The sequence below is a fragment of the Mesobacillus subterraneus genome (assembly GCF_003937825.1).
GTDB classification, from domain to species: Bacteria; Bacillota; Bacilli; order Bacillales; family Cytobacillaceae; genus Mesobacillus; species Mesobacillus subterraneus.
This window is the reverse complement of the sequence record NZ_RSFW01000007.1, coordinates 76,269-97,723: the sequence shown is the minus strand read 5'-3', so window position 1 is coordinate 97,723 and position 21,455 is coordinate 76,269. Positions and strand designations below refer to the sequence as shown.

22 protein-coding genes and 1 pseudogene are annotated in these 21,455 nt (G+C 39.0%); 6 read left to right on the top strand and 17 right to left on the bottom strand.

Annotation, left to right across the window (positions count from 1 at the left end; translation table 11 throughout):
- Window positions 1–124: 124 nt before the first annotated feature.
- From EJA10_RS05235 to EJA10_RS05220, 4 genes are all read right to left on the bottom strand, one after another.
- Window positions 125–2,074: a UvrD-helicase domain-containing protein gene (locus tag EJA10_RS05235; protein ID WP_125478959.1), complete on the bottom strand. Its 1,950-nt coding sequence runs from the start codon at window positions 2,072–2,074 to the stop codon at window positions 125–127.
- The gene (locus EJA10_RS05230; RefSeq protein WP_125478958.1) at window positions 2,059–4,239 is read right to left on the bottom strand and encodes an ATP-dependent nuclease; all 2,181 of its coding nucleotides are present in this window, start codon (window positions 4,237–4,239) and stop codon (window positions 2,059–2,061) included. Before EJA10_RS05230 ends, EJA10_RS05235 begins: the two co-directional genes overlap by 16 nt.
- A 369-nt stretch (window positions 4,240–4,608) precedes the next feature.
- On the bottom strand, window positions 4,609–5,583 hold the full coding sequence (locus EJA10_RS05225) for an ornithine cyclodeaminase family protein (RefSeq protein WP_125478957.1): 975 nt from the start codon (window positions 5,581–5,583) through the stop codon (window positions 4,609–4,611).
- A gap of 264 nt (window positions 5,584–5,847) precedes the next feature.
- The gene (locus tag EJA10_RS05220) at window positions 5,848–7,158 is read right to left on the bottom strand and encodes an MFS transporter (protein WP_425462067.1); all 1,311 of its coding nucleotides are present in this window, start codon (window positions 7,156–7,158) and stop codon (window positions 5,848–5,850) included.
- A gap of 133 nt (window positions 7,159–7,291) precedes the next feature.
- On the opposite strand from EJA10_RS05220, the gene EJA10_RS05215 reads away from it, so the two are divergent.
- Window positions 7,292–7,780 (top strand): helix-turn-helix domain-containing protein, encoded by a 489-nt coding sequence (locus tag EJA10_RS05215; RefSeq protein ID WP_125478956.1) that lies wholly within the window; start codon window positions 7,292–7,294, stop codon window positions 7,778–7,780.
- Window positions 7,781–8,345: 565 nt separating this feature from the next.
- Here the strand turns inward: EJA10_RS05215 and EJA10_RS05210 are convergent.
- Window positions 8,346–8,822, bottom strand: a complete 477-nt coding sequence (locus tag EJA10_RS05210; protein WP_125478955.1) for a CarD family transcriptional regulator — start codon at window positions 8,820–8,822, stop codon at window positions 8,346–8,348.
- Window positions 8,823–9,166: 344 nt separating this feature from the next.
- Between EJA10_RS05210 and EJA10_RS05205 the strand changes: the two genes are divergently transcribed.
- Window positions 9,167–9,679, top strand: a complete 513-nt coding sequence (locus EJA10_RS05205; RefSeq protein WP_125478954.1) for a GNAT family N-acetyltransferase — start codon at window positions 9,167–9,169, stop codon at window positions 9,677–9,679.
- 259 nt (window positions 9,680–9,938) lie between these two features.
- On the opposite strand, the gene EJA10_RS05200 is transcribed toward EJA10_RS05205, so the two are convergent.
- From EJA10_RS05200 to EJA10_RS05185, 4 genes are all read right to left on the bottom strand, one after another.
- The gene (locus tag EJA10_RS05200) at window positions 9,939–10,646 is read right to left on the bottom strand and encodes a M48 family metallopeptidase (protein WP_125478953.1); all 708 of its coding nucleotides are present in this window, start codon (window positions 10,644–10,646) and stop codon (window positions 9,939–9,941) included.
- A 15-nt stretch (window positions 10,647–10,661) separates the two neighbouring features.
- Window positions 10,662–10,985 carry a ribonuclease E inhibitor RraB gene (locus tag EJA10_RS05195; RefSeq protein ID WP_246017692.1) on the bottom strand — a complete coding sequence of 108 codons (324 nt, stop codon included), beginning with the start codon at window positions 10,983–10,985 and terminating at the stop codon, window positions 10,662–10,664.
- A 226-nt stretch (window positions 10,986–11,211) separates the two neighbouring features.
- Window positions 11,212–11,412: a cold-shock protein gene (locus EJA10_RS05190; protein ID WP_026694123.1), complete on the bottom strand. Its 201-nt coding sequence runs from the start codon at window positions 11,410–11,412 to the stop codon at window positions 11,212–11,214.
- Between the two features lie 238 nt (window positions 11,413–11,650).
- Window positions 11,651–12,481, bottom strand: coding sequence for an MBL fold metallo-hydrolase (locus EJA10_RS05185; RefSeq protein ID WP_125478952.1), 831 nt, complete (start codon window positions 12,479–12,481; stop codon window positions 11,651–11,653).
- A gap of 310 nt (window positions 12,482–12,791) precedes the next feature.
- Between EJA10_RS05185 and EJA10_RS23265 the strand changes: the two genes are divergently transcribed.
- The 3 genes from EJA10_RS23265 (at window position 12,792) to EJA10_RS05175 (ending at window position 14,762) form a co-directional block, all read left to right on the top strand.
- Window positions 12,792–12,935 carry a hypothetical protein gene (locus EJA10_RS23265; protein WP_170169075.1) on the top strand — a complete coding sequence of 48 codons (144 nt, stop codon included), beginning with the start codon at window positions 12,792–12,794 and terminating at the stop codon, window positions 12,933–12,935.
- A 226-nt stretch (window positions 12,936–13,161) separates the two neighbouring features.
- On the top strand, window positions 13,162–13,983 hold the full coding sequence (locus EJA10_RS05180) for an STAS domain-containing protein (RefSeq protein WP_125478951.1): 822 nt from the start codon (window positions 13,162–13,164) through the stop codon (window positions 13,981–13,983).
- Window positions 13,984–14,297: 314 nt separating this feature from the next.
- Window positions 14,298–14,762 carry a DUF2383 domain-containing protein gene (locus EJA10_RS05175; RefSeq protein WP_125478950.1) on the top strand — a complete coding sequence of 155 codons (465 nt, stop codon included), beginning with the start codon at window positions 14,298–14,300 and terminating at the stop codon, window positions 14,760–14,762.
- Between the two features lie 51 nt (window positions 14,763–14,813).
- Here the strand turns inward: EJA10_RS05175 and EJA10_RS05170 are convergent, their stop codons facing one another.
- The 8 genes and pseudogenes from EJA10_RS05170 to EJA10_RS05135 form a co-directional block, all read right to left on the bottom strand.
- A complete protein-coding gene (locus tag EJA10_RS05170; protein ID WP_125478949.1) occupies window positions 14,814–15,422 on the bottom strand; it encodes an alpha/beta hydrolase in 609 nt (202 codons plus the stop codon).
- On the bottom strand, window positions 15,419–16,366 hold the full coding sequence (locus EJA10_RS05165; RefSeq protein ID WP_125478948.1) for a ring-cleaving dioxygenase: 948 nt from the start codon (window positions 16,364–16,366) through the stop codon (window positions 15,419–15,421). The genes EJA10_RS05170 and EJA10_RS05165 overlap by 4 nt, the downstream gene beginning before the upstream one ends.
- A gap of 27 nt (window positions 16,367–16,393) precedes the next feature.
- Complete coding sequence (locus EJA10_RS05160) at window positions 16,394–17,002, bottom strand: flavin reductase family protein (RefSeq protein WP_125478999.1); 609 nt, start codon at window positions 17,000–17,002, stop codon at window positions 16,394–16,396.
- 23 nt (window positions 17,003–17,025) lie between these two features.
- The gene (locus EJA10_RS05155) at window positions 17,026–17,964 is read right to left on the bottom strand and encodes a ring-cleaving dioxygenase (RefSeq protein ID WP_125478947.1); all 939 of its coding nucleotides are present in this window, start codon (window positions 17,962–17,964) and stop codon (window positions 17,026–17,028) included.
- Between the two features lie 39 nt (window positions 17,965–18,003).
- Window positions 18,004–18,402: a DoxX family protein gene (locus EJA10_RS05150; protein WP_125478946.1), complete on the bottom strand. Its 399-nt coding sequence runs from the start codon at window positions 18,400–18,402 to the stop codon at window positions 18,004–18,006.
- A gap of 143 nt (window positions 18,403–18,545) precedes the next feature.
- Window positions 18,546–18,788 carry a DUF896 domain-containing protein gene (locus tag EJA10_RS05145; protein WP_125478945.1) on the bottom strand — a complete coding sequence of 81 codons (243 nt, stop codon included), beginning with the start codon at window positions 18,786–18,788 and terminating at the stop codon, window positions 18,546–18,548.
- Between the two features lie 220 nt (window positions 18,789–19,008).
- Window positions 19,009–19,566, bottom strand: coding sequence for a thioredoxin family protein (locus EJA10_RS05140; RefSeq protein WP_125478944.1), 558 nt, complete (start codon window positions 19,564–19,566; stop codon window positions 19,009–19,011).
- A 233-nt stretch (window positions 19,567–19,799) separates the two neighbouring features.
- Window positions 19,800–19,946, bottom strand: a pseudogene (locus EJA10_RS05135) (family 1 glycosylhydrolase); the annotation flags it as partial.
- Window positions 19,947–20,060: 114 nt separating this feature from the next.
- Here EJA10_RS05135 and EJA10_RS05130 point away from each other — a divergent pair.
- Window positions 20,061–21,335, top strand: a complete 1,275-nt coding sequence (locus tag EJA10_RS05130) for an MFS transporter (protein ID WP_125478943.1) — start codon at window positions 20,061–20,063, stop codon at window positions 21,333–21,335.
- Window positions 21,336–21,455: the final 120 nt, after the last annotated feature.

The following is a 21,455-nucleotide window of genomic DNA, read 5'->3' as shown; positions in this document are numbered from 1 at the left end:
TTAAAGGAAAAAAATTCTTAGAATTTTACTCTAAAATTGTTTTAGCTAAATCTACTCCTCTCTATTTTTTAGTTTTATAAATGAAAAGAGCACAGGGTTTTAGCCCTGTGCTTCCACACTAAAGTTAACCTACGGAACATACTACTTCAAAATTGTGCTCTTCCATAGAAGAAATAAATTCTCTTCTAAAGTGAATTATGCTACTACTTTTAACATAAACATCTAGATTTTTTTTGGCTCGAGAACAACCTACATAAAGTAATTTATATGCTAGTAACATTCCATCGATTCTATTAGCAGCCTTTATACAATTTTTAAAATTTGTTACATTAGGCTTATCTTCAAACTTTGAAAATTCACCAGCAAAAAACTCTTCATAAAATCGCTTATTAACTATAATATTCCTTTTTATATTATCTATGAAATCTGTACATTCATCTTCATATTGTTTATAATCAGAAGCTTTAAATTGTGAAATCTTTTTACCTATAGATTTATTAAAGCTCTTATTAGAAGTTCTTATTTCTTTATTCATGTTTGAAAAATCTTCATAGTTAAATAACCCTTTTGAAAGCAATTCTAAATATAGATACATTTTAACATTGGGACTAGAATTACCATCAGAAACCTTTAACGCAACATGGTCATAGCCTTCACCCTTGACTGCGTGTTGAGTAGAGAATTTAGGATTTTTCATTTCCCTGTAACAATTTATAAATTCATTTAATTTTACTTCATAAATTTTATTTTTAAAGTTACTTTCTTCTTCGATATGCCCAATAACCATATCTATATAATAAGTATCAACTATTTCATTGTCTCTTAAGAAATTTAATAATTCCTCAATTGTAATATCTTTTTTTACTTGTTGACTTATTTCATTTATATAAAATGCTACTTTTGTTTTGTCCGAGTGACTTTTTATATTCCATATTTCCTTATTAGCAAATTTAAAACTCGTTACTTTCTGTATTAATTGTGCGAATTGTTTATTATCAAATAAATCACTGATTTCTACAATAAAAACCAGTAGTGTTATTAAATCATCTGGACTATCTACTGTTAAGTTTAGCAAAATTTCTTTAGTATTATATTTATCAAAAACTTTATATTTTTCGTTATAAGCATTAAACAAATTATATGCTTTTAATGCTTTAAATAAGTCGCTATTGTACAAGACTAGCTGCAACACCTCACTGGATATCTCCATTTCACTAAAGTCATCTACAATAAGAAGTCTAGGCTTCTCTTCCGCAGATATTTGAGGATGTTGTTTATATGAGGGATCGCAGTATAAATTGTTTAACAGTTTAACTATATTGCCTTGGGAACGCCAATTATTATTTAATGAGTTATCTCTAACGAAATGGCGATTAATCACTTCTTGAAAATCTTCAACACGATCTTTATATATTTGTTGCATTTCATCTCCTAATAAAACTAACTTTGTATCAGAATTTAAGCATGCATTATAAAACAACTCCAATATTTCCGAATTCGTATCTTGATATTCATCAATAAAAATATGTGAAAATCTTTGTGAAATTGTTTTATTTAATTTAGGGAACTTTTCCAATACAGCCTTTGAGAATATTAATAGATCATCGTGGGATAAACTCCCATAAAGAAAAGAAGTAAATTGAGTTTCTCCATATTCCAGACATACTGTATTCTCTATAAGCGTTTGTTTTGTTAATATATAATCCTCTTTTAAGCCATACCTTTCTTTATACTTATTCAGTTTCGCTATTTCCCCTTCACTTTTACTATCAAGAATTTTCGTTATATTTTCATCAAAAAACTCATAAAAGTAATTAACTATAGGCCTTAATTTAAAAAAGGCCCTCATGAAACTCCCAATGAACGAGTGAATTGTTCCTATTTGTACTGATTCATTAATTATTTTTTCTTTTAACTGTTCTGCAGCTCTATTAGTATATGTAATACACAATATACTGTTATTAGCAGTTAGCATGAGATCATTTATGCTTTTAGATAAAGCAGTAGTTTTCCCGCTACCAGCAGGGGCATTAACAATGGTATACTGCTCAGAAATTATTAATCCTTCAGCCAATCTAACCCCTCCTCAATATAATTAGGAATAGCGTAGTTAATATTTCCAGATTCAATCAAGGCGTACATAGAGTCAGTTTTATTTTTTAATTTATCTATTCTGTCTCTTAATGAAGTCTCACTCTTACTTGTATTAGCCAATAACAATTGCTTTTCCGTTATTATTTTTTCGAAGTCAGTTTTGCTGATTTTCGAAAAAACTGTTTCAAAATTCAAAAGTTTATATAAGAGTGCATCTTCTAAAGTCCGTGCGTATCCATCTATATCCGTTTGGAATTTTAGACATATTTTATTATTACTTAAGAATATACCTTGCTTCTCCTTTGATTTTTTAAAGATTTTAGAAATAACAGATTCCTCTAATATTTTTTTGATAGTTTCATTAGTTGTCTTTCGACCTTCAATTTCTTTCAATATTAAACTCGCATCTTTCTCAATATCATCTTTTTTATATTCATAATCTATATCTGTAAATATTAACGTTTTTATTTCTAGAAAATTAATTATGTCTATGTACTTATGAGCATAAGCTCCTCCGACCTGGATATATGATATATATTGTGAGGAGAGATTTTCATATTTCTTGAGACTCGAAATTAGGTATTTAAATAATAACCTTTCTGCGTCACCTTCAAATAAAATTAATTTATCAGCAAAGACCATATCAACCATACTAAATTGGAAAAATTTATCGTAAAACTTTTTGTCTACATCAGGTAAATTAATAAAATTATTAAGATCATATACTTTAGATTCTGTATGGCCATTAGATCTTAAAACACGTATGTTATTTAAACCAACAGTTTTAGTCATCTCGCTTGAATGAGTAGTAATCAACATTTGAAAAGGGACTTTCTTCATTTCTAATTTAGGCTTGTCGAGAATTTCTGCTGTAGCTATAGCAACTTCTGCAGTTGCTTTAGCTATTTCTGCTTCAGCTGTTTTAATATCAGTTTCCTCAACTACTTCTTCTACTTCTACTTCTACTTCTACTTCTTCTACTTCTACTTCTTCTACTTCTACTTCTTTCATTTCAACATCTGATGTTTCTACTTCCATCATATTAAATTTACTAATATATCTTATGAAAATATTTTCCATTTGAGGATGAAGGTGAGCTTCTGGTTCCTCAAATATTAGTAAATTAACTTTTTTAGCATCCATTTTTTCATTAAATATTTGCGCTTCTAATAATAGATAAATTAGATTACTATAACCAAGCCCCTGTTTTTGCTCTTTTATCTTTACACCCTCATCTTGCTCAAAGTATATGTGAATAAAATCCATTAAAACCTTTTCAATATCTTTGTTTTCTAATCTAAAATCAATTCCTAATTTCCCTGTATTTCCACCATTTGTTTTTGAAAAACTTTCAAGTGTAGACTTTACTTGTTGAAGTGTAATAGTATCAATTTCTTTTGATAACTCTTGAGTATTTAAAAGCTTATTTATATTTTTAATAAGACTTTTCAAATTGTCTTTCCAACTATTATTGTTTTGCACAGTTTGAAGTAGATGTTTACTTAAAAAGTTTTGTTTTTCCTCTGACCTATCAGCTAACTTTCTAATGGCGTAAACACAATGGTAGTTAAATAACCCATAAAATTCATTTTTATCTTTAATTTCCACCTTATTCTCAAAATTCTCATCACTATAATAAATTTTGGATACCAAATTAGAGAAAACTTCCCTATAATCAACTTCTCCTTTTATTATTTCCATAATGTCATTATCTTTTATTAACGCATATTCATATTCAATTAAAAAATAAAAATTCCGCTTAGTTATATCCACATCTGCCAAATAACACGAAAACTTTTCAAGTTGGTCTCCATCATCATATTTAATCACAATACCAATTGATATTTTATTTAGATTCTTACTTACTGTTTTTAAGTCTTTAAATTTTTCGTCATTGGATTTACATTCATCCTTTATAAGGTTTTCTAATTTTGCTTCATCTTCTAATCGGGACCTTATATGCATGTCATCAATTTTCAATGAATCTCTTTTCTCTTTTGTAAATATGGTAGACATTAGTTCAACTAAAGAAGTTTTACCTGCGTTATTCGCACCAGCGATGGCTGTAATTTGATCATCTAGAGTTATTTTCTCTTCTTTATATTTCCTATAATTTTTTACTATTAATTTTTCTATCCCAATCATCTTGAATCCCCCCAAAATCTATTTCTCATACTAAAATAATAACAGATATTGTAATTTTCTAACAAAGTGTTTTGAAAAAGTATATCTACCGTAAAAGTGATTATTGAACAAAAAACCCTATTCTACAATCATTAGGAATAAGGTTATATTTATAGAGAAGAGCCCTAATTATTCGCGTTTAAGTTCATGATGTACAAGATAATAAAATAGTATGAAGCTCATTTTAAATATACAATTTTTGATAGCATTGGAAGAGAATGAATCTTTGATTGCAAAGTATCAAATACCAAACCCTAAGAACAATGTTTGCAAAACAAAAAGCAAAGAGTTGCCCCCTTTGCTTTTTCCATAAAATCAGTCCCACGAACCCTACAAAACAATCTCCTCCCCTTCATTGATTTGACTAGCCTTCCCAAAAACCCCCTTCGCCACAGCCAAATCAAAATGAGCAGCCCCGACCGATTTAAAAATAGTAATATCCTCACCCCCACGTTCAACCGGCTCAACATGAAGTTCAGCCAATGTCCCAGAAAGCTGATCAAATAACCATTTCCCTCGGTCCACTGCATCAATAAATTCCCCAGCTTCCGTTTTGAATCCCTCATAATCATCCGCATAAATCAATGCTGCCTTCTCAATGGCGCCTAGCGGAATCTCACGCATTTCGGGTAAATAACTGCCTACACCGATGATATGGGTCCCTGCTTTTACATAATGTGCATCAAATACTTCTTCTGTTGACCGTGTTGCGCAGCAGATGACGTCGGACTGGGCGACGGCTTCGTTCCGGTCGACGCCGGTATGTATTTTAGCAGTAATCCCCGCCTCTTTGAGCTTTTCGCTGAATGCATATGTCTTTTCAACCGTACGGTTAATTAAATAGATTTCTTGAATCGGTAGCACGTTCACGATCCCAAGTACTTGCTCAAATGCCATTCCTCCTGTGCCAATAACGGTCAGCACTTGGCTGTCGGGCCTGGCGAGATGGCGGGCTGAGATGGCACTTAATGCGCCGGTTCTTAATCGTGTCAGGTAGGAAGCGGACAGTAGGCTTATATGTTTTCCTGTTTTTAGTTCTGTGAGTAAAATGGCTCCTTGTGTGGTTGGAAGATTAGCTGAGCTGTTATCAGGAAAAATCGAGACAATTTTGGTAGCTGCCATTGATGTTCCATCCGAACTTGGCATATAGAGAACCGATCCGTTGCGTTCCGGGACATTCAGTACCGTCCGATGAGGATTTTCAACACGTCCTTCATGAATGGCTACCAACATGTTTTCGACATCGCGAATGGCATCTTCGATTTTATAGATGGATTGGATTAGTTGTTCGTTCAATATAAGCATATAGAATCTCTCCTTTTATCAGAAAAGCGCAAGCGCCTTGGTCAGCCCCGACAAGCGCTGGAGGGCCGACCGGTGAAGTCGTTCTTTGACTTCATTGGGCGGACCGAAGCGACTCGAGGGGCTAGGCGCTGGAGGGCCGACCGGTGAAGTCGTTCTTTGACTTCATTGGGCGGACCGAAGCGACTCGAGGGGCTAGGCGCTGGAGCTGGACATTTCTCGAAGTGAAATTTATACTTTCTTATCTCTTGAAAAAACTCGGCCAAATTATTTGGCCGAGCTCATTTTACCAGTGATCACAGTTGGTTCAACGCGGCTCTTCACTGCCCAAATGGCAACCAGTGATACCAGAGCAGTAAACATGATGTAGAGGGCAACTGGGACGTAGGAATTATCGAATGATGCGAGCAGCGCAGTGGCAACGAGCGGTGCTGTTCCGCCAGCGACTGCGGCACCGATTTGGTAACCTAGTGACACGCCAGTATAACGAACCTTCGCATCAAAGATTTCAGAGAACATCGTTCCAAGTACCGCGGTAATCGGAGCCCAGATAACCCCAAGGCCGATGATCGTTGCCAGAACCAGCATGAACACACTGCCTTGATGAATCATCCAGAAATACGGGAAAGCGAAAGCCATCATCGCCAACGTGCCGACGGTATACATCTTCTTACGGCCAACGCGGTCTGATAGACTTCCCATGATTGGAATCAGGATGGTTGTAATAACGGTTGAAATCATGACGGCACCCAGCACCGCAGAGCGGCTGAATCCCAGTGAACTTGTGGCATAGGAAACAATGAACGTACTGAAAATATAGAACGGAGCTGTCTCAACCACTTTTGCTCCGATGGTGATCAGCACTTCTTTCCAGTAATAACGAAGTGTATCGACGATTGGCAGTTTTGGAATCTCGCCGCTTTTCTGAACTTCCTTGAATTCTGGTGTCTCATCGATTCCTTTTCGGATCCATAAACCAAAGACCACGAGCAATGCACTAAAGATGAACGGCACACGCCAGCCCCATGTCATGAATTGCTGATCCGGTAGTAAGCTCATGATCCAAAGAGCGAGTGTACCCATTACCATTCCGATCGTGACACCCATTTGCGGAATAGAACCGAAGAATCCTCTGCGTTCTGGCGGAGCATACTCAGTCGCAAGCAACAGCGCTCCTCCCCATTCCCCGCCGATTCCAAGTCCCTGGATCAGACGAAGTGTAATCAAAATGATCGGTGCAGCGACACCAATTGCTTGATATGTAGGCAAAATCCCCATTGCGAATGTCGCAGCACCCATCAAGCTCAATGTTAAAACGAGTGTCTTTTTCCGGCCGATACGATCTCCGATATGACTAAAAATGATTCCTCCAAATGGCCGGATGAAAAACGAAAGGGCAAACGATGCATACGCTAAAAGCAAGCCTACTGTTGGATCTTCGTTGACAAAGAATAATTGGTTAAATACAAGTGCAGCCATCGTTCCATACAAGAAATAGTCAAACCATTCAATAGAACTTCCAACAAGGCTGGCAATCAACACACGCCTGGTGGTCTTTTTATCCAATTGTTGTTGCATTTTCTCTTCCTCCCCTTTTAAAATTGAAGTGACACTTCAATTAAATATTAGATAATGGTTAATATTCTGTCAACTTTGTTCAGTTTGACACAATCTCAATTAACAATTGGTAAAAAAAGAAGGTGGGAGTTCCATGATTGGTATACGACTAAAAGAAATCCGGAAAAAGAAGAAAATGACGTTGAAAGAACTAGCAGAAGGGGCCGGTGTGTCCATAAGCTTTCTATCCCAAGTCGAACGCGGAAAGTCCAGCGTCACACTAGAGTCACTGCGAAAAATCTCCGAAGTGCTCGGCGTCAATCCAAGTACCTTTTTTTCAAATAATACTGAACCTGTGAGTGAACCATCATTTCATTATCAAGACCTGACACAACAAGTCCCAAACCCAGACTTTCATCCCATACTCGTCACACTCCCAGCAAACCAAAGCGACGGACAGCCCTTCTCCCATAGCGGACATGAATTTGTCTATGTAATAGAAGGAACTTTGACACTCCAAATAGATACAAAAATAATCGAACTCCAACAGGGAGAATCATGGTTTTTCTCGGCCAGTGAAACGCATTATTGGTATAACCGTACAGATCAGACGATCAGTTTTCTCGTCGTCTCATCCAAATAAACATACGGACGGTTCTCACTCAGTAGTTAATAAAAAAGCGTTGTCAGGAATCATTCTTGCAGTTTTCGGGACATGATCACCGTCCCACACAAAGGATTAAAATATCATCAACAGAATCTTTACTATTGGTATTTAAATAAAAAATGGTTTCCTCGTCTGTAAACCATTTTGTAGTAAACCATATGGTGATATCAATTCGTTTTTCTCTTTTACGTAAGGAAGCTAAACAATTACAATTCACTGTCTCCTTGGATGCAAAAAATCCTTAAAGACAGAGGTTTTTTTTGAAATAATGACTTAAATAATATCCCTAAAACAATGAAAGCCCTACCTCTCTTTCATCCTTACGGCTCCTAGTCCGTGCCAGTGTGAATCAGGATTGCAAAAATCAAGTGACTATTTTATCGAGTTTTTGATGAAACTTCAAACGTTCGTAAAGGAATTACAAGTAATAAAAATGGATTAGATTGTAGAAAAAAACAAAAGAGGTTCATGCTCTACAGGTGAGTTGGAGAAGTTGAATGTCTTGGAAAAGACTATTTTCGGGAAATGTATGAAAGAAACCTTAACAGAAACTTTTTATTTGATGATCAGTAATCCCTTTAATTAATCCCAGTTCACTAATCAAAAATTTATGTGCGTTATCTAACATTTGCTTTTCGCTTGTATTAAGCACTTTTTCTTTCTGTATACGCAGTAAATCACGTACAACTTCCGTACATTCTTGTATGTTACCTGTTTTCATTTTGTCCGCGTTCTGTTTATACCTTTGTTTCCACGGCAGTAATCGATCAGATTCGCCATGTTGAAAAATGTTAATGATGTGTTTTATTGCACTTATGTCAGTAACAGGTCGTATATTTGAATTCAATATTTTACTCGCAGGAATCATGACTTGCATATTACCGATTAACATCTTTATGACAAAATACTGTTGTTTTTCCCCTGAGATTTCCTTTTCTTCTATAGCTTTAATAATACCTACTCCGTGCATTGGATAAACAATCGTATCGTCAATTTGAAACAAATAATCCACCTCCATATATGGTAACCTTCTTAACCTTAACACACATATTATTTTTTATCAAATTTTTAATAATATCATAAATTTATTTTTAGTGTCAACTACTTTTTCTTATTAATTTTAAAAAAATAAAAACAATAGAAATCGCGAGACACCGGGACGGTTCTCAAGCATCATTCAGGAACCAAAATAGTTAAGAAAAACCCTTATGAATCTTGGTTAAGACTTGCCATCCAAAGATAAATGTCGAAGATTACATGGTTAAATTCTTACAATTCACGAGACGCCGGAACCGTCCCCTTGTCGCATAATGATAAGATGTTGCTATACTGGACTATTTTTTTTGAAATGAGGTATGCCATTTGCTAGTATTCGAAACCGAACGTTTAAAAATCCGCTGGCTGGAAGTTAGTGATCAAGAGTTTATTTTTAAATTACTGAATGAACCAGGATGGATAAATTATATTGGAGATAAAGGCATTCGGTCACTGGAGGATGCTAAGAACTATATTTTGACCGGGCCAAGAAAAATGTACGAACGAGTTGGGTTCGGGCTTTTTATGGTTGAACTCAAAGAGAGCCAACAGCCGGTTGGTTTATGCGGTTTGATTAAACGGGATGGGCTGGAGGATGTCGATATTGGATACGCCTTTCTTGCGGAACATCAATCAAAAGGATTTGCCTTTGAATCAGCAAAAGGAAACTTGGAATATGCCCGTAAACTAGGTTTGGATCGGATTGTTGCCATTACAACCAAAGACAATGCTTCCTCCTCAAAACTCCTTGAAAAGCTTGGTATGAGTTTTGAAGGATACGTGACTCTTCCTCAAGACGATGAGGAGCTTAAGCTTTATGCTATTGAGATAGCAAAATAATGGATTCAGAAGCAGGGAGACCTTTCTCTTCCAAAAACTATCACAAAAAAAAGAAGCAAAAGGTCCGTCACCCTTTGCTCCCTGTTTGCTGCGTTTGCTCCATCTTTCTGTACAAGATTAGGCTCAAGTTGTCTCTTTTGATCCTACCCATGCATCGGTATCATATCCCCTCACTTGCCAGTAGCCTTCGTGGACTAGGATAAGGATAATATCTTTGAAGTTTTTTGCTCCGCTGAGAGGATCTGTCACCCCCGCTACACTAAACCTCCATCCTCCACCCCGACACAGCGAGCCAGCGCTCATACTGTTCATATTCAGGCATGATTTTTCCGACAAGCCGCCAAAATGAACGGTCGTGATTCATATGGACCATATGGCACATTTCATGGACGACAACATAATCAATCACTTCCATTGGTGCCATGGACAGCTTCCAATTGAATGTCAAATTCCTCATGGAATCACACGTTCCCCAGTTCGCCTTACTGTCCGTGATTCGAATCGAGCGCGGCTTTATTTTGAATTCGCTTTGATAAAATTTAACCCGTTTTTCGACTAATGCCTTGCACTGCTGATAGTAAAATCGCTTCAAAGCCTGTTTGATGCTCTCTTCATTTTGCTCTTTCACGTATACATGGAGCTTGTCTGCCCCGAACACGGCATTGTCTTTTTCGATATCTGCATCCTGGGAAATCAGAATGTGATAGAGCCTCCCCAAATATAGAAATTGTCCGCCTGGTCCGTACTCTTTTTCCCTACCGGCTGAGGCCCGCTCTTTCATTTCCTTCGCCCTTTGCAGGATCAAGTCCCATTGGCCTTCTAGGATTTGAAGCACACTTGCATCTGAGATCCCCTTAGGAGCGTGGACTTCGACATGGCCGTACAAATCCATATAAATGCCGATTGTTTTCCGATTTTTATAAATCACATCGTACCCGATTGTTTCACCCAAAAAAGTATGAAGCATGTCATCACCTGCATTTTATTCTACAAATACGCCCCATCCATCAGAATGGCCGCCGTATGGCTTGCTTATTTTATCCAGCTTTTCCTGCACTTTTATTAATTCGCTATGGTTAAGGAGCATCCTTTTCGAGCAGCTGCAAGCCCACTCATCTGTCTCATCATCCTGCTCGAGTAAGCCATGAAAGCCTTCTTCATTCAATACTGGCAGAAGCTTCTCGCCAGTTGCCTTATCCGGCACAGCAATAAAAAACTCGACTGGCTGCGGCTTTTTAAAACTTATTCCTTCATTAAACAAACTGCGCAATGCTTCTCCATCCGCGTCGTTTGGAAATTTCATCATCCATTCCTCCATTTGTGTGCCATTATCATGCACTTGCTAAATTTCTGCTAATCATTTGATTATGAGATTGTTGTGTTATAATGTAAATAACCTTTTGCTTTGAATTTTTTATTTTACCGGTTCCATGCCCCTACTCGTTCGTTGAGTAGGGTTTTTTATTGCTGTTAGTTTTGGAAAATAAAAAAACAGACCCTTTTGGAGTCTGTTTCGGTATACTATATCAAAATTAAGCTTTTTGAACGTTAGCAGCTTGAGGTCCACGTGCACCTTGCTCAACGTCGAAAGTAACTTTTTGACCTTCGTCTAATGATTTGAAGCCTTCAGATTGGATTGCAGAGAAATGAACGAATACATCTTCTCCACCTTCGCGCTCGATGAATCCGAAACCTTTTTCTGCGTTAAACCATTTAACTGTACCTTGTTCCATGTTTGTTGCCTCCTAGTGCTAATGCACATTGTATTACTATCCTTGCCCAAAGTGATCATTAGAACGAAGAGTCGAACTTTACACCGAACAAAAATAATTCTATCTAAGAATAACAAGATTTAGGAAAAATTACAAGGGACTTTAGTTGGATGTGAGAAGCAGAGGGACGTACCTTTTGCTCCCAAAAAATAGTTAAACGCCTGGTTTTATCGACCAGGCGTCATTTCAGACGATCACTTTAATTGTACATATTAACGAACTTTCCCTCCAAAGCCTCAATATACCTCTTAGCGGATTTTTGAACAGACTGATGGGCATTCTCTTTAATGACACGATGAAAGGCATTATATAGTCTGTCGAAATTCAGCACGCTGACTTTAGCTGCCATTTCCTGAACCTTGTTAGCTGGCAATGGGATAAGGTTAGGATAACTATACATGAAACTTACCCATTGTCGATCGGCCACTATTTGAATAATATCACCAGTAAGAAGTACCCCTTGCTTGTTCACATCATTTTCCCAGTGTAAAACACTTCCCCCATGAAAATGGCCACCCAAACGATACAATGTTACACCCGCATCAAGCTCGAGGAAATCACCTGACCAGAATATGATCCTGTCACTCGGCCTAGTGACCCAATGGCGATCAGCTTCATGGATATAAATGCTTGCTCCGAATCGTTCAGCCCATTCAACCTGTGTCGAATAATAGTGCGGATGGGATAATGCGATGGCATCGATTCCTCCAAGGGAATGTATTTCTCTTACTGTTTTTTCGTCCAGGTAGGTGATGCAGTCCCATAACAAGTTGAACCCTTCATTCCGAACCAAATAGGCTGTCTGTCCAATAGCAAATGAAGGAGTGGTGGTAAGGCTGTACAGTCCTTCCTCTTCTTGGACAATAGTATCTTTATATTTTCCTGAATCTACAAGCTGTTGAAGTGTTGTCCATGACTGCCCATCTGGATGGATGTACTGTCTTTCGTCAGCGCAAATCAAGCAGGTTTCAGGAGCATGAGCAGAATTAGGATATTGGACACCGCAAGTATTGCATATATAATGGTTCATTTAGAACACCTTCCTCTGATTTTTCTTATCTTTATTATAAGAAAACCATTAAGCGATCTCTTCGGAAGAATGGTGTAACCTATCTGCAACTTTTGGCTGAGATTTTTATTTTTTCTTTATCGATTTTTTGCTCTTATCAAATTTAAAAGAGATAATCACCCTTTATTAAGCTAACAATTATAAACTTCTACAGTCTTCTATTTCGAAACCCGAATGAGATAAAAGAACCGCCCCTAAATCTCGTTTAAGTTTATACCACGCTGTTTTTAGGTATAAATAACTAAAACTTTTTTCACCGGAGGCGACTTATTTGGCGAATGAGGAAAAAGTCATTTATCAAGGGAAAGAGCATATTATTGTGCATCAATATGAGTCTGGCTATGTTGAAATCAGAAATCCAGCTAACAGGAATATTGAACTGGTACACCAGTCAGAATTAGAACCGCGCAAATGATTCACATCCCTGTAGAAATGTGTTATTCGTCTAATAAGCTATGTATCATCTGCTGTGCAGTTTGGAATGGAAACCCCTACCTTATTTGCTCTTTTAACCGGGATTAATGAATAAGCACTGGGAACGAAGGACCGTCTTATTCGAAATTTTAGGTAATTCGGTTTATAAGCCGTCAAAAGGGGTATAGGATATTTGTTTTGCAGTTATTATTTCGGGGGTAAATAAATTGAATAACATAAATGTTTTAAGAGAAGAGGTCACAAACTACTTTAAAAATAATGGTGAAATATTTGAGGAGAATTTACTCTCTCAAGCTGTTAATGTTTCGGGGAGAATCACTGAGATTTTAGAAAAAGGAAACATTGATTTATTAAAAAATGCAAGGAAATTGGTATTCTTCATCATTAATCAAAATGATAAAGATTTAATCGCTTTTGCAGAGGAAGAGGGAATTGCTTGGGCAGGACACTCTTTAACTCTGTCATTAAAATTAGAATGGGTTCAAGCAATCAGAAGAGCTTTTTGGCAGATAATTGGTGAAATTGATGAAGAAAAGAACCTAACCGACGGAAAAAAGGCTTTCTATGAGCTGGAAGAATTCATAAACGAACAGATTGACCAATTTCTCAACAGCTTCTTTCTCAGCTACTCAAAATATAAAGATCAAATGCTCCATAAGCAGAGGGAAATGGTTGAACATTTATCCGTACCAATTATTCCAGTAAGTGAGACTGTTTCTGTTTTACCTCTCATTGGCACAATTGACTCCTTCAGGATTGAAATAATTGAAGAGAAAGTTCTAAACGAAATAGCCAATACAAGGTTCCAAAATTTAGTGATCGACTTATCAGGTGTAGCCATGATGGATAGGGATGTCATAGACTACTTTCAAAAGCTCTTGACTGGTGTGGCCATGATGGGCTGCAAAGCCATTCTGACCGGACTCCGACCTGACCTTGTGAGAAAAATGGTACATGGCGGAATTCTATTTGAAAAAGATACAGAAACAAGAGGGACTCTTAAAGAGACATTAAAAGATTTCCTTTAATTGAAGGGTAAAGGCCATTTCGATGGTCTTTTTATTTTGACATTAATGCGACTCATTGGACGATCTCCTGTCTCACCCAGGACCGAAATAGTTAAGAGATGAGCCACCATTCTTGTTGAAGTCCATGTCAGACAATACATAAAAGATGTGGTTAAAGGCTTCACTCAAATGTAAGAATGGAAAAATAAAAAAACACCTCAATTCATATGTACTAGAAATGAAAGGTTCATTTCCTTAACCGTTAGCGAGACACCGGAACCAATGCCCTTCCACTTTTGTATGAATTCATCTCTTTCGTTAAGACTATTAACGCAATGTTTATCCTATTGAAAGGGCTGATTCCAACGGAGAAACAGAATGTTGTAAAAACCTTAAACGAATTACTGCAAGGTCAATATATGGGAATCCATTATTATGAGGAATTCATTAAAAATCTGGATGACTCTTCCCCGCTGCGTCATAGATTCATTTCGATCCAAAAGGATTTAAAACACCATGCAGACTTGCTTTCGGAACGAATTCAAGAGCTCCACGGAACACCCGCTACAAGTGAAGGACTTATTGGTAAGATTGAGCTTTTCATTAGCCAACTATTTGATCAAGCAAATAGTGAAAAGGAAATTCTAAAGCATGCAATTAAAGGAGAAAATCTCTACGGAATAAAAATGACTGAAGAATTAGTTCGTGAAAAGCTTGATGAGCAAAGTTTGAACCTTGTCCATACTATCTTGGATCAACAAAGAGAGCATGTCGATTATTTAAAATCCGAATTGCACTGATCCATGAAAAAACAGGGACGGTTCCATTATGAACCGTCCCCATCCTGCTTCTTATAGAAATCTCCCCTGATACCACCTAGCCGCTGCTTCGACTTCCTCACGGGTCAACTGATGCCCTCTATTCTCCCAATGAAGTTCTACATCCGCGCCGGCTTTTTCCAGTAGAGTTTTTAGCTCTTCGGATTCCTGTGGCGAGCAGATTGGATCGTTTGTTCCAGCCCCAATGAATACCGATGTTCCTATCAGTTCTGGCAGGTCAATGCCTCTTCTTGGAACCATTGGATGATGGAGAATCGCGCCTTTCAATGCATTTTGATAGTGGAAAAACAGGCTTGCTGCGATATTCGCTCCATTTGAGTAGCCGACGGCAATCACATTGTCGCGGTCAAAGCCGTACTGTTCTGCTGCTTCATCCAGGAATTCATTCAATTCCTTTGTTCGGAAAATCAGGTCCTGCTCGTCAAAGACTCCTTCTGCCAATCTGCGGAAAAACCGTGGCATTCCATTCTCCAATACGTTCCCGCGGACGCTTAATACAGATGCTTCATCATCGATCATTCCGGCAAGAGGCAGTAGGTCTAGTTCATTTCCTCCTGTGCCGTGCAGCAATAACAACGTTGGTTTTGTGGGGACTTTTCCTTTATTGAATATATGTTTCATTCGCGATCTCCCTCCAAAATGCGAGCTTCTACCTTTGGCAGCATGCCCTCAAATTCTTCTCGTCTAGGCTCCAGCCATGATGGCAGCATCAGTTTTTCACCCAGTGCATCCATTGGTTCATCGACTGCAAAACCTGGTGAATCGGTTGCTATTTCAAACAGAATCCCTCCTCCTTCATGGAAATAAAGTGCTTTGAAGTAATTCCGGTCAAGAATCTCTGTTGGATAGTAGCCTTTCTCTACGAGCAGCGCTCTCCACCTTTTATGCTCCTCTTCATCCTTCGCTCTCCAGGCAATATGGTGAACCGTTCCTGCTCCCATCAAACCCCGGACGGATGGAGTGAGCTTGATATCGATGGTGTTGCCAATCCCAGAAGCTGATTTGAACCTTAGGAAGCTTTCTTCCTGGCCAATGTTCTCGAGGCCGAGGATCTCCTCCAGGACCTCTGCTGTTTTATGAGGCTGTGCCGAAATCAGCGTGGCTCCGCCAAATCCTTTGATCGCAACATCGGATGTAACACCTCCGAAGCTCCAGGTATTTACGGGACCATCATGTCGTTCGACCAGTTCAAGTTCAAGTCCGTCTGGATCCTGGAACTGCAAATAGTGTTCGCCATACCGTTCATTCTGGATGAATCTGACACCAAACTGTTTCAATCGGTCCTTCCAAAAAGAAAGAGAACCTGGTGAAATAACATAGCTGGTCACTCCAACCTGGCCGGTGCCAATTCGTCCTTTCAGCTGGTTAGCCCATGGAAAAAAGGTGATGGCAGTTCCCGGATCCCCTGATTCATTGCCAAAATAAAGATGGTACACTTCCGGACGGTCAAAGTTGATCGTTTTTTTCACCAGCCTCAAGCCAAGAACCCCGGCATAAAAGTCGATATTCCTTTGCGCATCGTTCACCATCGCGGTAATATGGTGGATTCCTGATGTTTTCTGCATTCCTCTTTCACCCTTTCTCTATGGAATCTACTTCGGCCTTTCGATTTCAAAAATCTCTCCGATTTTCGCATAATGGTTACCCGCCAGCCGGCTGACAGCAGCCAGCCCCTCGGCATCGATTCTTCCATTTTCATAAATGCCTTCCCCAATATGAAACTGAACGATTTTACCGATGATGAAATCACAGCCGGGCATCTCTCCGCCACCTAATTCCAGCGCATGTTCCAGCACGCATTCCATCCTGATTTTCGCTTCCCTTACACCAGGCACCGTAACCTTCACGCTGGCAACCGGAGTTAACCTGGCCAACTGTACCTCACTCTGGTCTGGAGGCAGGTTCGCGGCAGTCTGGTTTATTTTTTCAACATTATCCTCGTCAACAATATGGAGTACAAACTCTCCGGATTCAAGGATGTTTCTTGCTGTATCCTTCTGGTTCCCGCCTGACCGCTGAATGGATAAGGAGATCATCGGCGGATTGGATGAAACAATATTGAAGTAGCTGAATGGAGCTCCATTCACAACCCCATCCTTCGAAATGGTCGTGACGAAGGCAATCGGCCTGGGAATGATACTTCCAATCAGGAATTTATAATTGTCCCTCTCGGAAAGACTGGCAGGGTCAATCGAAAGCATAGCCATCATCCTTTCTGGTTTGTTCAATCCAGCACTCTGACCTCAATCGGAATCAGGCCTCTCTCGATTTGGCCGCGATACTGCTCATATTGCTCCGGCAGCATCAACTTTTCTCCCAATGTTTCCTGTGTTTCATCATGCGCAAATCCTGGAGGGTCCGTTGCAATTTCAAACAGGATTTCCCCATGCTCTCTGAAATAAATCGCATTGAAGTAGTTTCGATCCTTTACTGGAGTGACACCATAGCCATTGTCTGCCACGTATTTCTGCCATTCCAGCTGGTCATCGTCATCGACAGCCCTCCAGGCAATATGATGAACTGTTCCAACACCCATCACACCGCGGCCAATCGGTGTCAACTTCAGATCGATGACATTTCCGATATCTGCCGAAGAACGGAAGCGGATGAAATCTCCTTCTTTGCTTACAAGCTCAAGGCCCATTACTTTTTCCAAAAGTTCAGCGGTTTGTTCCGGCCTGGTGGATAATAGAGTGGCTCCGCCGAACCCTTTAATCGCCACTTCAGGTGTAACCCCACCAAAGCTCCAATCATTGAGTTCTCCTTCTTCTCGCTCAACGATCTCCAGATGAAGACCATGTGGATCATCAAATTCCAGATATTGTTCGCCAAAACGTTCCATGGTTGTATAGGACACATTGAATTTTTCCAGCCGTTTTTTCCAAAAATCCATCGCACCCTTTGGCACTACATAGGATGTCACTCCTACCTGGCCATCACCAACGACTCCCTGGCTTGCTCCTGCCCATGGAAAGAACGTGACGATGGTCCCCGGCTTTCCGCCTTCGTTCCCGAAATAAAGGTGATACGTTTGTGGATCATCAAAATTGACCGTTTGCTTGACCATACGCAAACCCAATACACCAGCGTAGAAATCGACGTTTTCCTGAGGATGGCCAACAATTGCGGTAATATGGTGAATTCCCATTGTCTTTTTGCTCATTTTCTTCACTCCTATCCAAAATCTTGATTTCAAGATAATTTAGAATAAAATTGCATCTATTGCGTATTTACCAGGACCAATTAGCGCAAGTCCGACAGTCACAGCAATCAACGTTAAGTTATATTCATATCCATTCGCAGTGGACCACAAACCGTTTGGTGCATGCACCTTAACAATCGCCATAAGCATTGTTCCTGCAATCATCAGAGCTGCAAGTGGAGTTAACAGTCCTGCCGCTAGTAATATTCCCCCGATCAGTTCAGCTAATCCCGCGAAAAGCGCCATCGTCACACCCGGCTTCATGCCGATCGATTCAAACCAGCCTCCGGTTCCTTTCAATCCATACCCTCCGAACCAGCCAAACAGCTTTTGTGCACCATGTCCAATAAACAAAATACCAATCACCAATCTTATGATTAACAAACCTAAATCCATCATTTTAAAATCCTCCTGTTTTTATCTCGAATTCGAGATATTTAGTTAAAAAATATTATAACAGTTTTCCTTCTTTTTTATCTCGAATTCGAGATATTAGTTTAAAAAATTTTTATATTGAATTGATTTTGTGTCAATAAATAATTTCAAGATGACCAGATTGCTTTCTTTCTATTGCTCGCTTGTTCGAATCGTAATTTTTTGGGAGTTACATCTGCTCCAGTAGGGTCAACAACCGTTGTGTTCAATAGCAGCTCCTGCATCGATCCGCGGAATATATTCAGATACTTTTGCCGCAATGTGTTCAGTTCATCGATTTCGCTCTCTGCTAATCCCACATTCTTTTTCTTTTGAGCAAGTTCATTGATCCTCTTTAAAATATCCTTCATTCTATCCCTCCTCTGAGTGAGAAATTATCTTGAAATTAAATATCTTGAATTAAGGATAATTCATTTTATTCTTTTTGTCAATAGTCTAAAAGAGGAATCGCGAATAACACGCAAAAACCGTATGCACACACTACATACGGCCTTCTTCATCGTGACTTCAAATAAGATTCAATGTGAACCATTGCTTTCGGATAATTTCCCTTGGGTAGCAATGTAGCTCCTACTTCAAAATAGCTAATAATGTCTCCTTAAAACGATCATAAACATCTGACCAAAGAGCCGGTTCCTCTGTATACCTTTTTCTCAGTGAACCAAAGGCTTCTTTTTGCTTCTCCGCAAAGGAAGGATCCTCTTTTGGCGGCAATGCAGCACGAACATCATCAACGATTTGCTGAGCTTTGGGTGCACGAGGTCCCCACTTTCCAAGTAAATCCCCTTTATTATTAAAGATTAAGATCATTGGAATGGCACGTCCACCGTTTGTTAAGTGACGATCAATCAACTCTGTATCTGCATCTCGTAATGCGACGCGCATTTCAATATCTGCCGCTTCAGCTAATTTGCGAATAACAGGGTTGATCATCATGGCATCTCCACACCAATCTTCGGTAATCGTCAGGAAATGAAGTTGATAGGGTTTTACCTTTTCAGCCAATCCATCTGCAGGGAGATGAAATTGTTCATAAACAGCAAAACTTTCCTCTTTTAATGTGCTCATTTCATCCATATAAGTTTGAATCGACTTTCCCTCTTCAAAATACTGTTGTTCTGTTTTCATCTAAAATCCTCCTATGTTACTCCGTCTGGTAAGGTAATGCAGGCCGGTAACTCCTGAATAGCTAATGATAGTTAGTCGAAGCAGTATTCCTCTTTTTATAACAAATCATATCATTTTAAAAAATATTGTTGCAGTTTTAAGAATAAGAAGGGTCTATTTTCTCAAAAAAAGAAGCGCAAAGCATTCCCGCTTCACGCTCCTCCCCTTTATTCCGACAGTAGAAAATGTATCTCCTACAGGTTTCCTCCATTGCTGCTGATAACATCCTTATACCAATAGAATGACTTCTTCCTGCTTCTTTCCAACGTTCCATTCCCTTCGTTATCCCGATCGACATAAATATACCCGTAACGCTTCTTCATTTCGCCAGTGGACGCACTGCACCTTTTTTTGTCACTTACTTTAGCTATAGCATACTTCGAAATCAGTAAATGATCATTACCTCCGCAGCATATCCATATATATAGTGTAAAAGCCAACGGGAGTAGAAATCATTGGACCTACAAAATAGCAGGTTTCGGTGGGTTGTATTTGTTTCCGTATTGTTAACTTACTTATTAATGTCGAGCCAGCGAACGGCACCGGGATTGATTACAGAGCAGGTGATGAAGGATTTTCATGTAACAGCAACAACGATTGGGTTGCTAACGAGTATGCAATTCTTTGTTTATACTAGTTTGCAAATTCCAATGGGGATTTTGGCTGATCGATTTGGCCCCAATTTTTTTCTCATTATCGGGGCAATCGTTACCGGGTTAGGCACGGTCATTTATAGTCTTGGGACCCATGAGTTTGTCTTGTTTTTTGCCAGAATACTTACGGGAATTGGAGATGCGACTATTTGGGTCAATTTGGTATCGATTTTAAGCCAATGGTTTAAAGTAAAGGAATTTGTTCGATTAATTGGGATCGCGGGAATGACGGGAAGTCTCGGATTCCTTCTGGCGACTGTCCCTTTCTCCGCTTGGATTGATTTACTTGGTTGGAGAGCAGCATTTTTTTCTGCGGGCATAGCGTTATGTCTAACCGGAATTCTTCTTTATATTGTACTGGTAAAGAAACCAAGACAACTTTTTCCCAATGAATCGGTAACTGTTAAAGATGAAATTCAACGTCAAAACATTTCGGTGTTACTTAAAAGAATCGTTATGAATCGGCAGGCATGGGCTTTATTCTTCTGTCATTTTGGGGTTGTTGGCGGCTATGTGGGCTTTATTAGTTCATGGGCAGTGCCCTATGGGATGAATATGTATGATCTGACTCGATCAGATGCCAGTCAACTCATAATGGTTGGCCTTGTAGGGGCACTTATAGGGGCTCCGCTGACCAGTTGGATTTCAAGTCGCCTTGAAACCATTAAGCGTCCTTATGTCATTGTTCATTTTATTATTTTAACTAGCTGGTCTGCTTTCCTTTTATTTAAAGGGAATCCGCCACTTTTCATGCTAATCATCCTTTTCTTTATCATCGGCTTTGGATTTGGAGCAAGTGCCTTAACGTTTGCTGTCGTTCGTCAATCCTTTCCTATGAGGGAATCTGGCTTGGTATCTGGTTTTGCTAATACAGGTGGATTTCTTAGTGCTGTTTTACTGCCCGGATTCTTCGGAAAAGTATTAGATCATTTTCAGTCTGTTTCAGGCAGCATGACGGAAGGCTATTTTTATGGTTTCATCATTCCAGTCACCTTTTCCCTGATTGGTTTGTTTGGAGTGAGTAGTATTAAGGAGATCCGTCAGCCTGAATCGGCAGAATTAGAATCCTCGCGCTAAAATAAGGAGATACATCCTTTTTCAGGATGAATTTATAGAGACAACCGGAATTGTTATGAGAAACCCAAATAAATCGAAACAGGGGGACGGTTCTTCTGTTTTGATAAACAAAAGGACCCG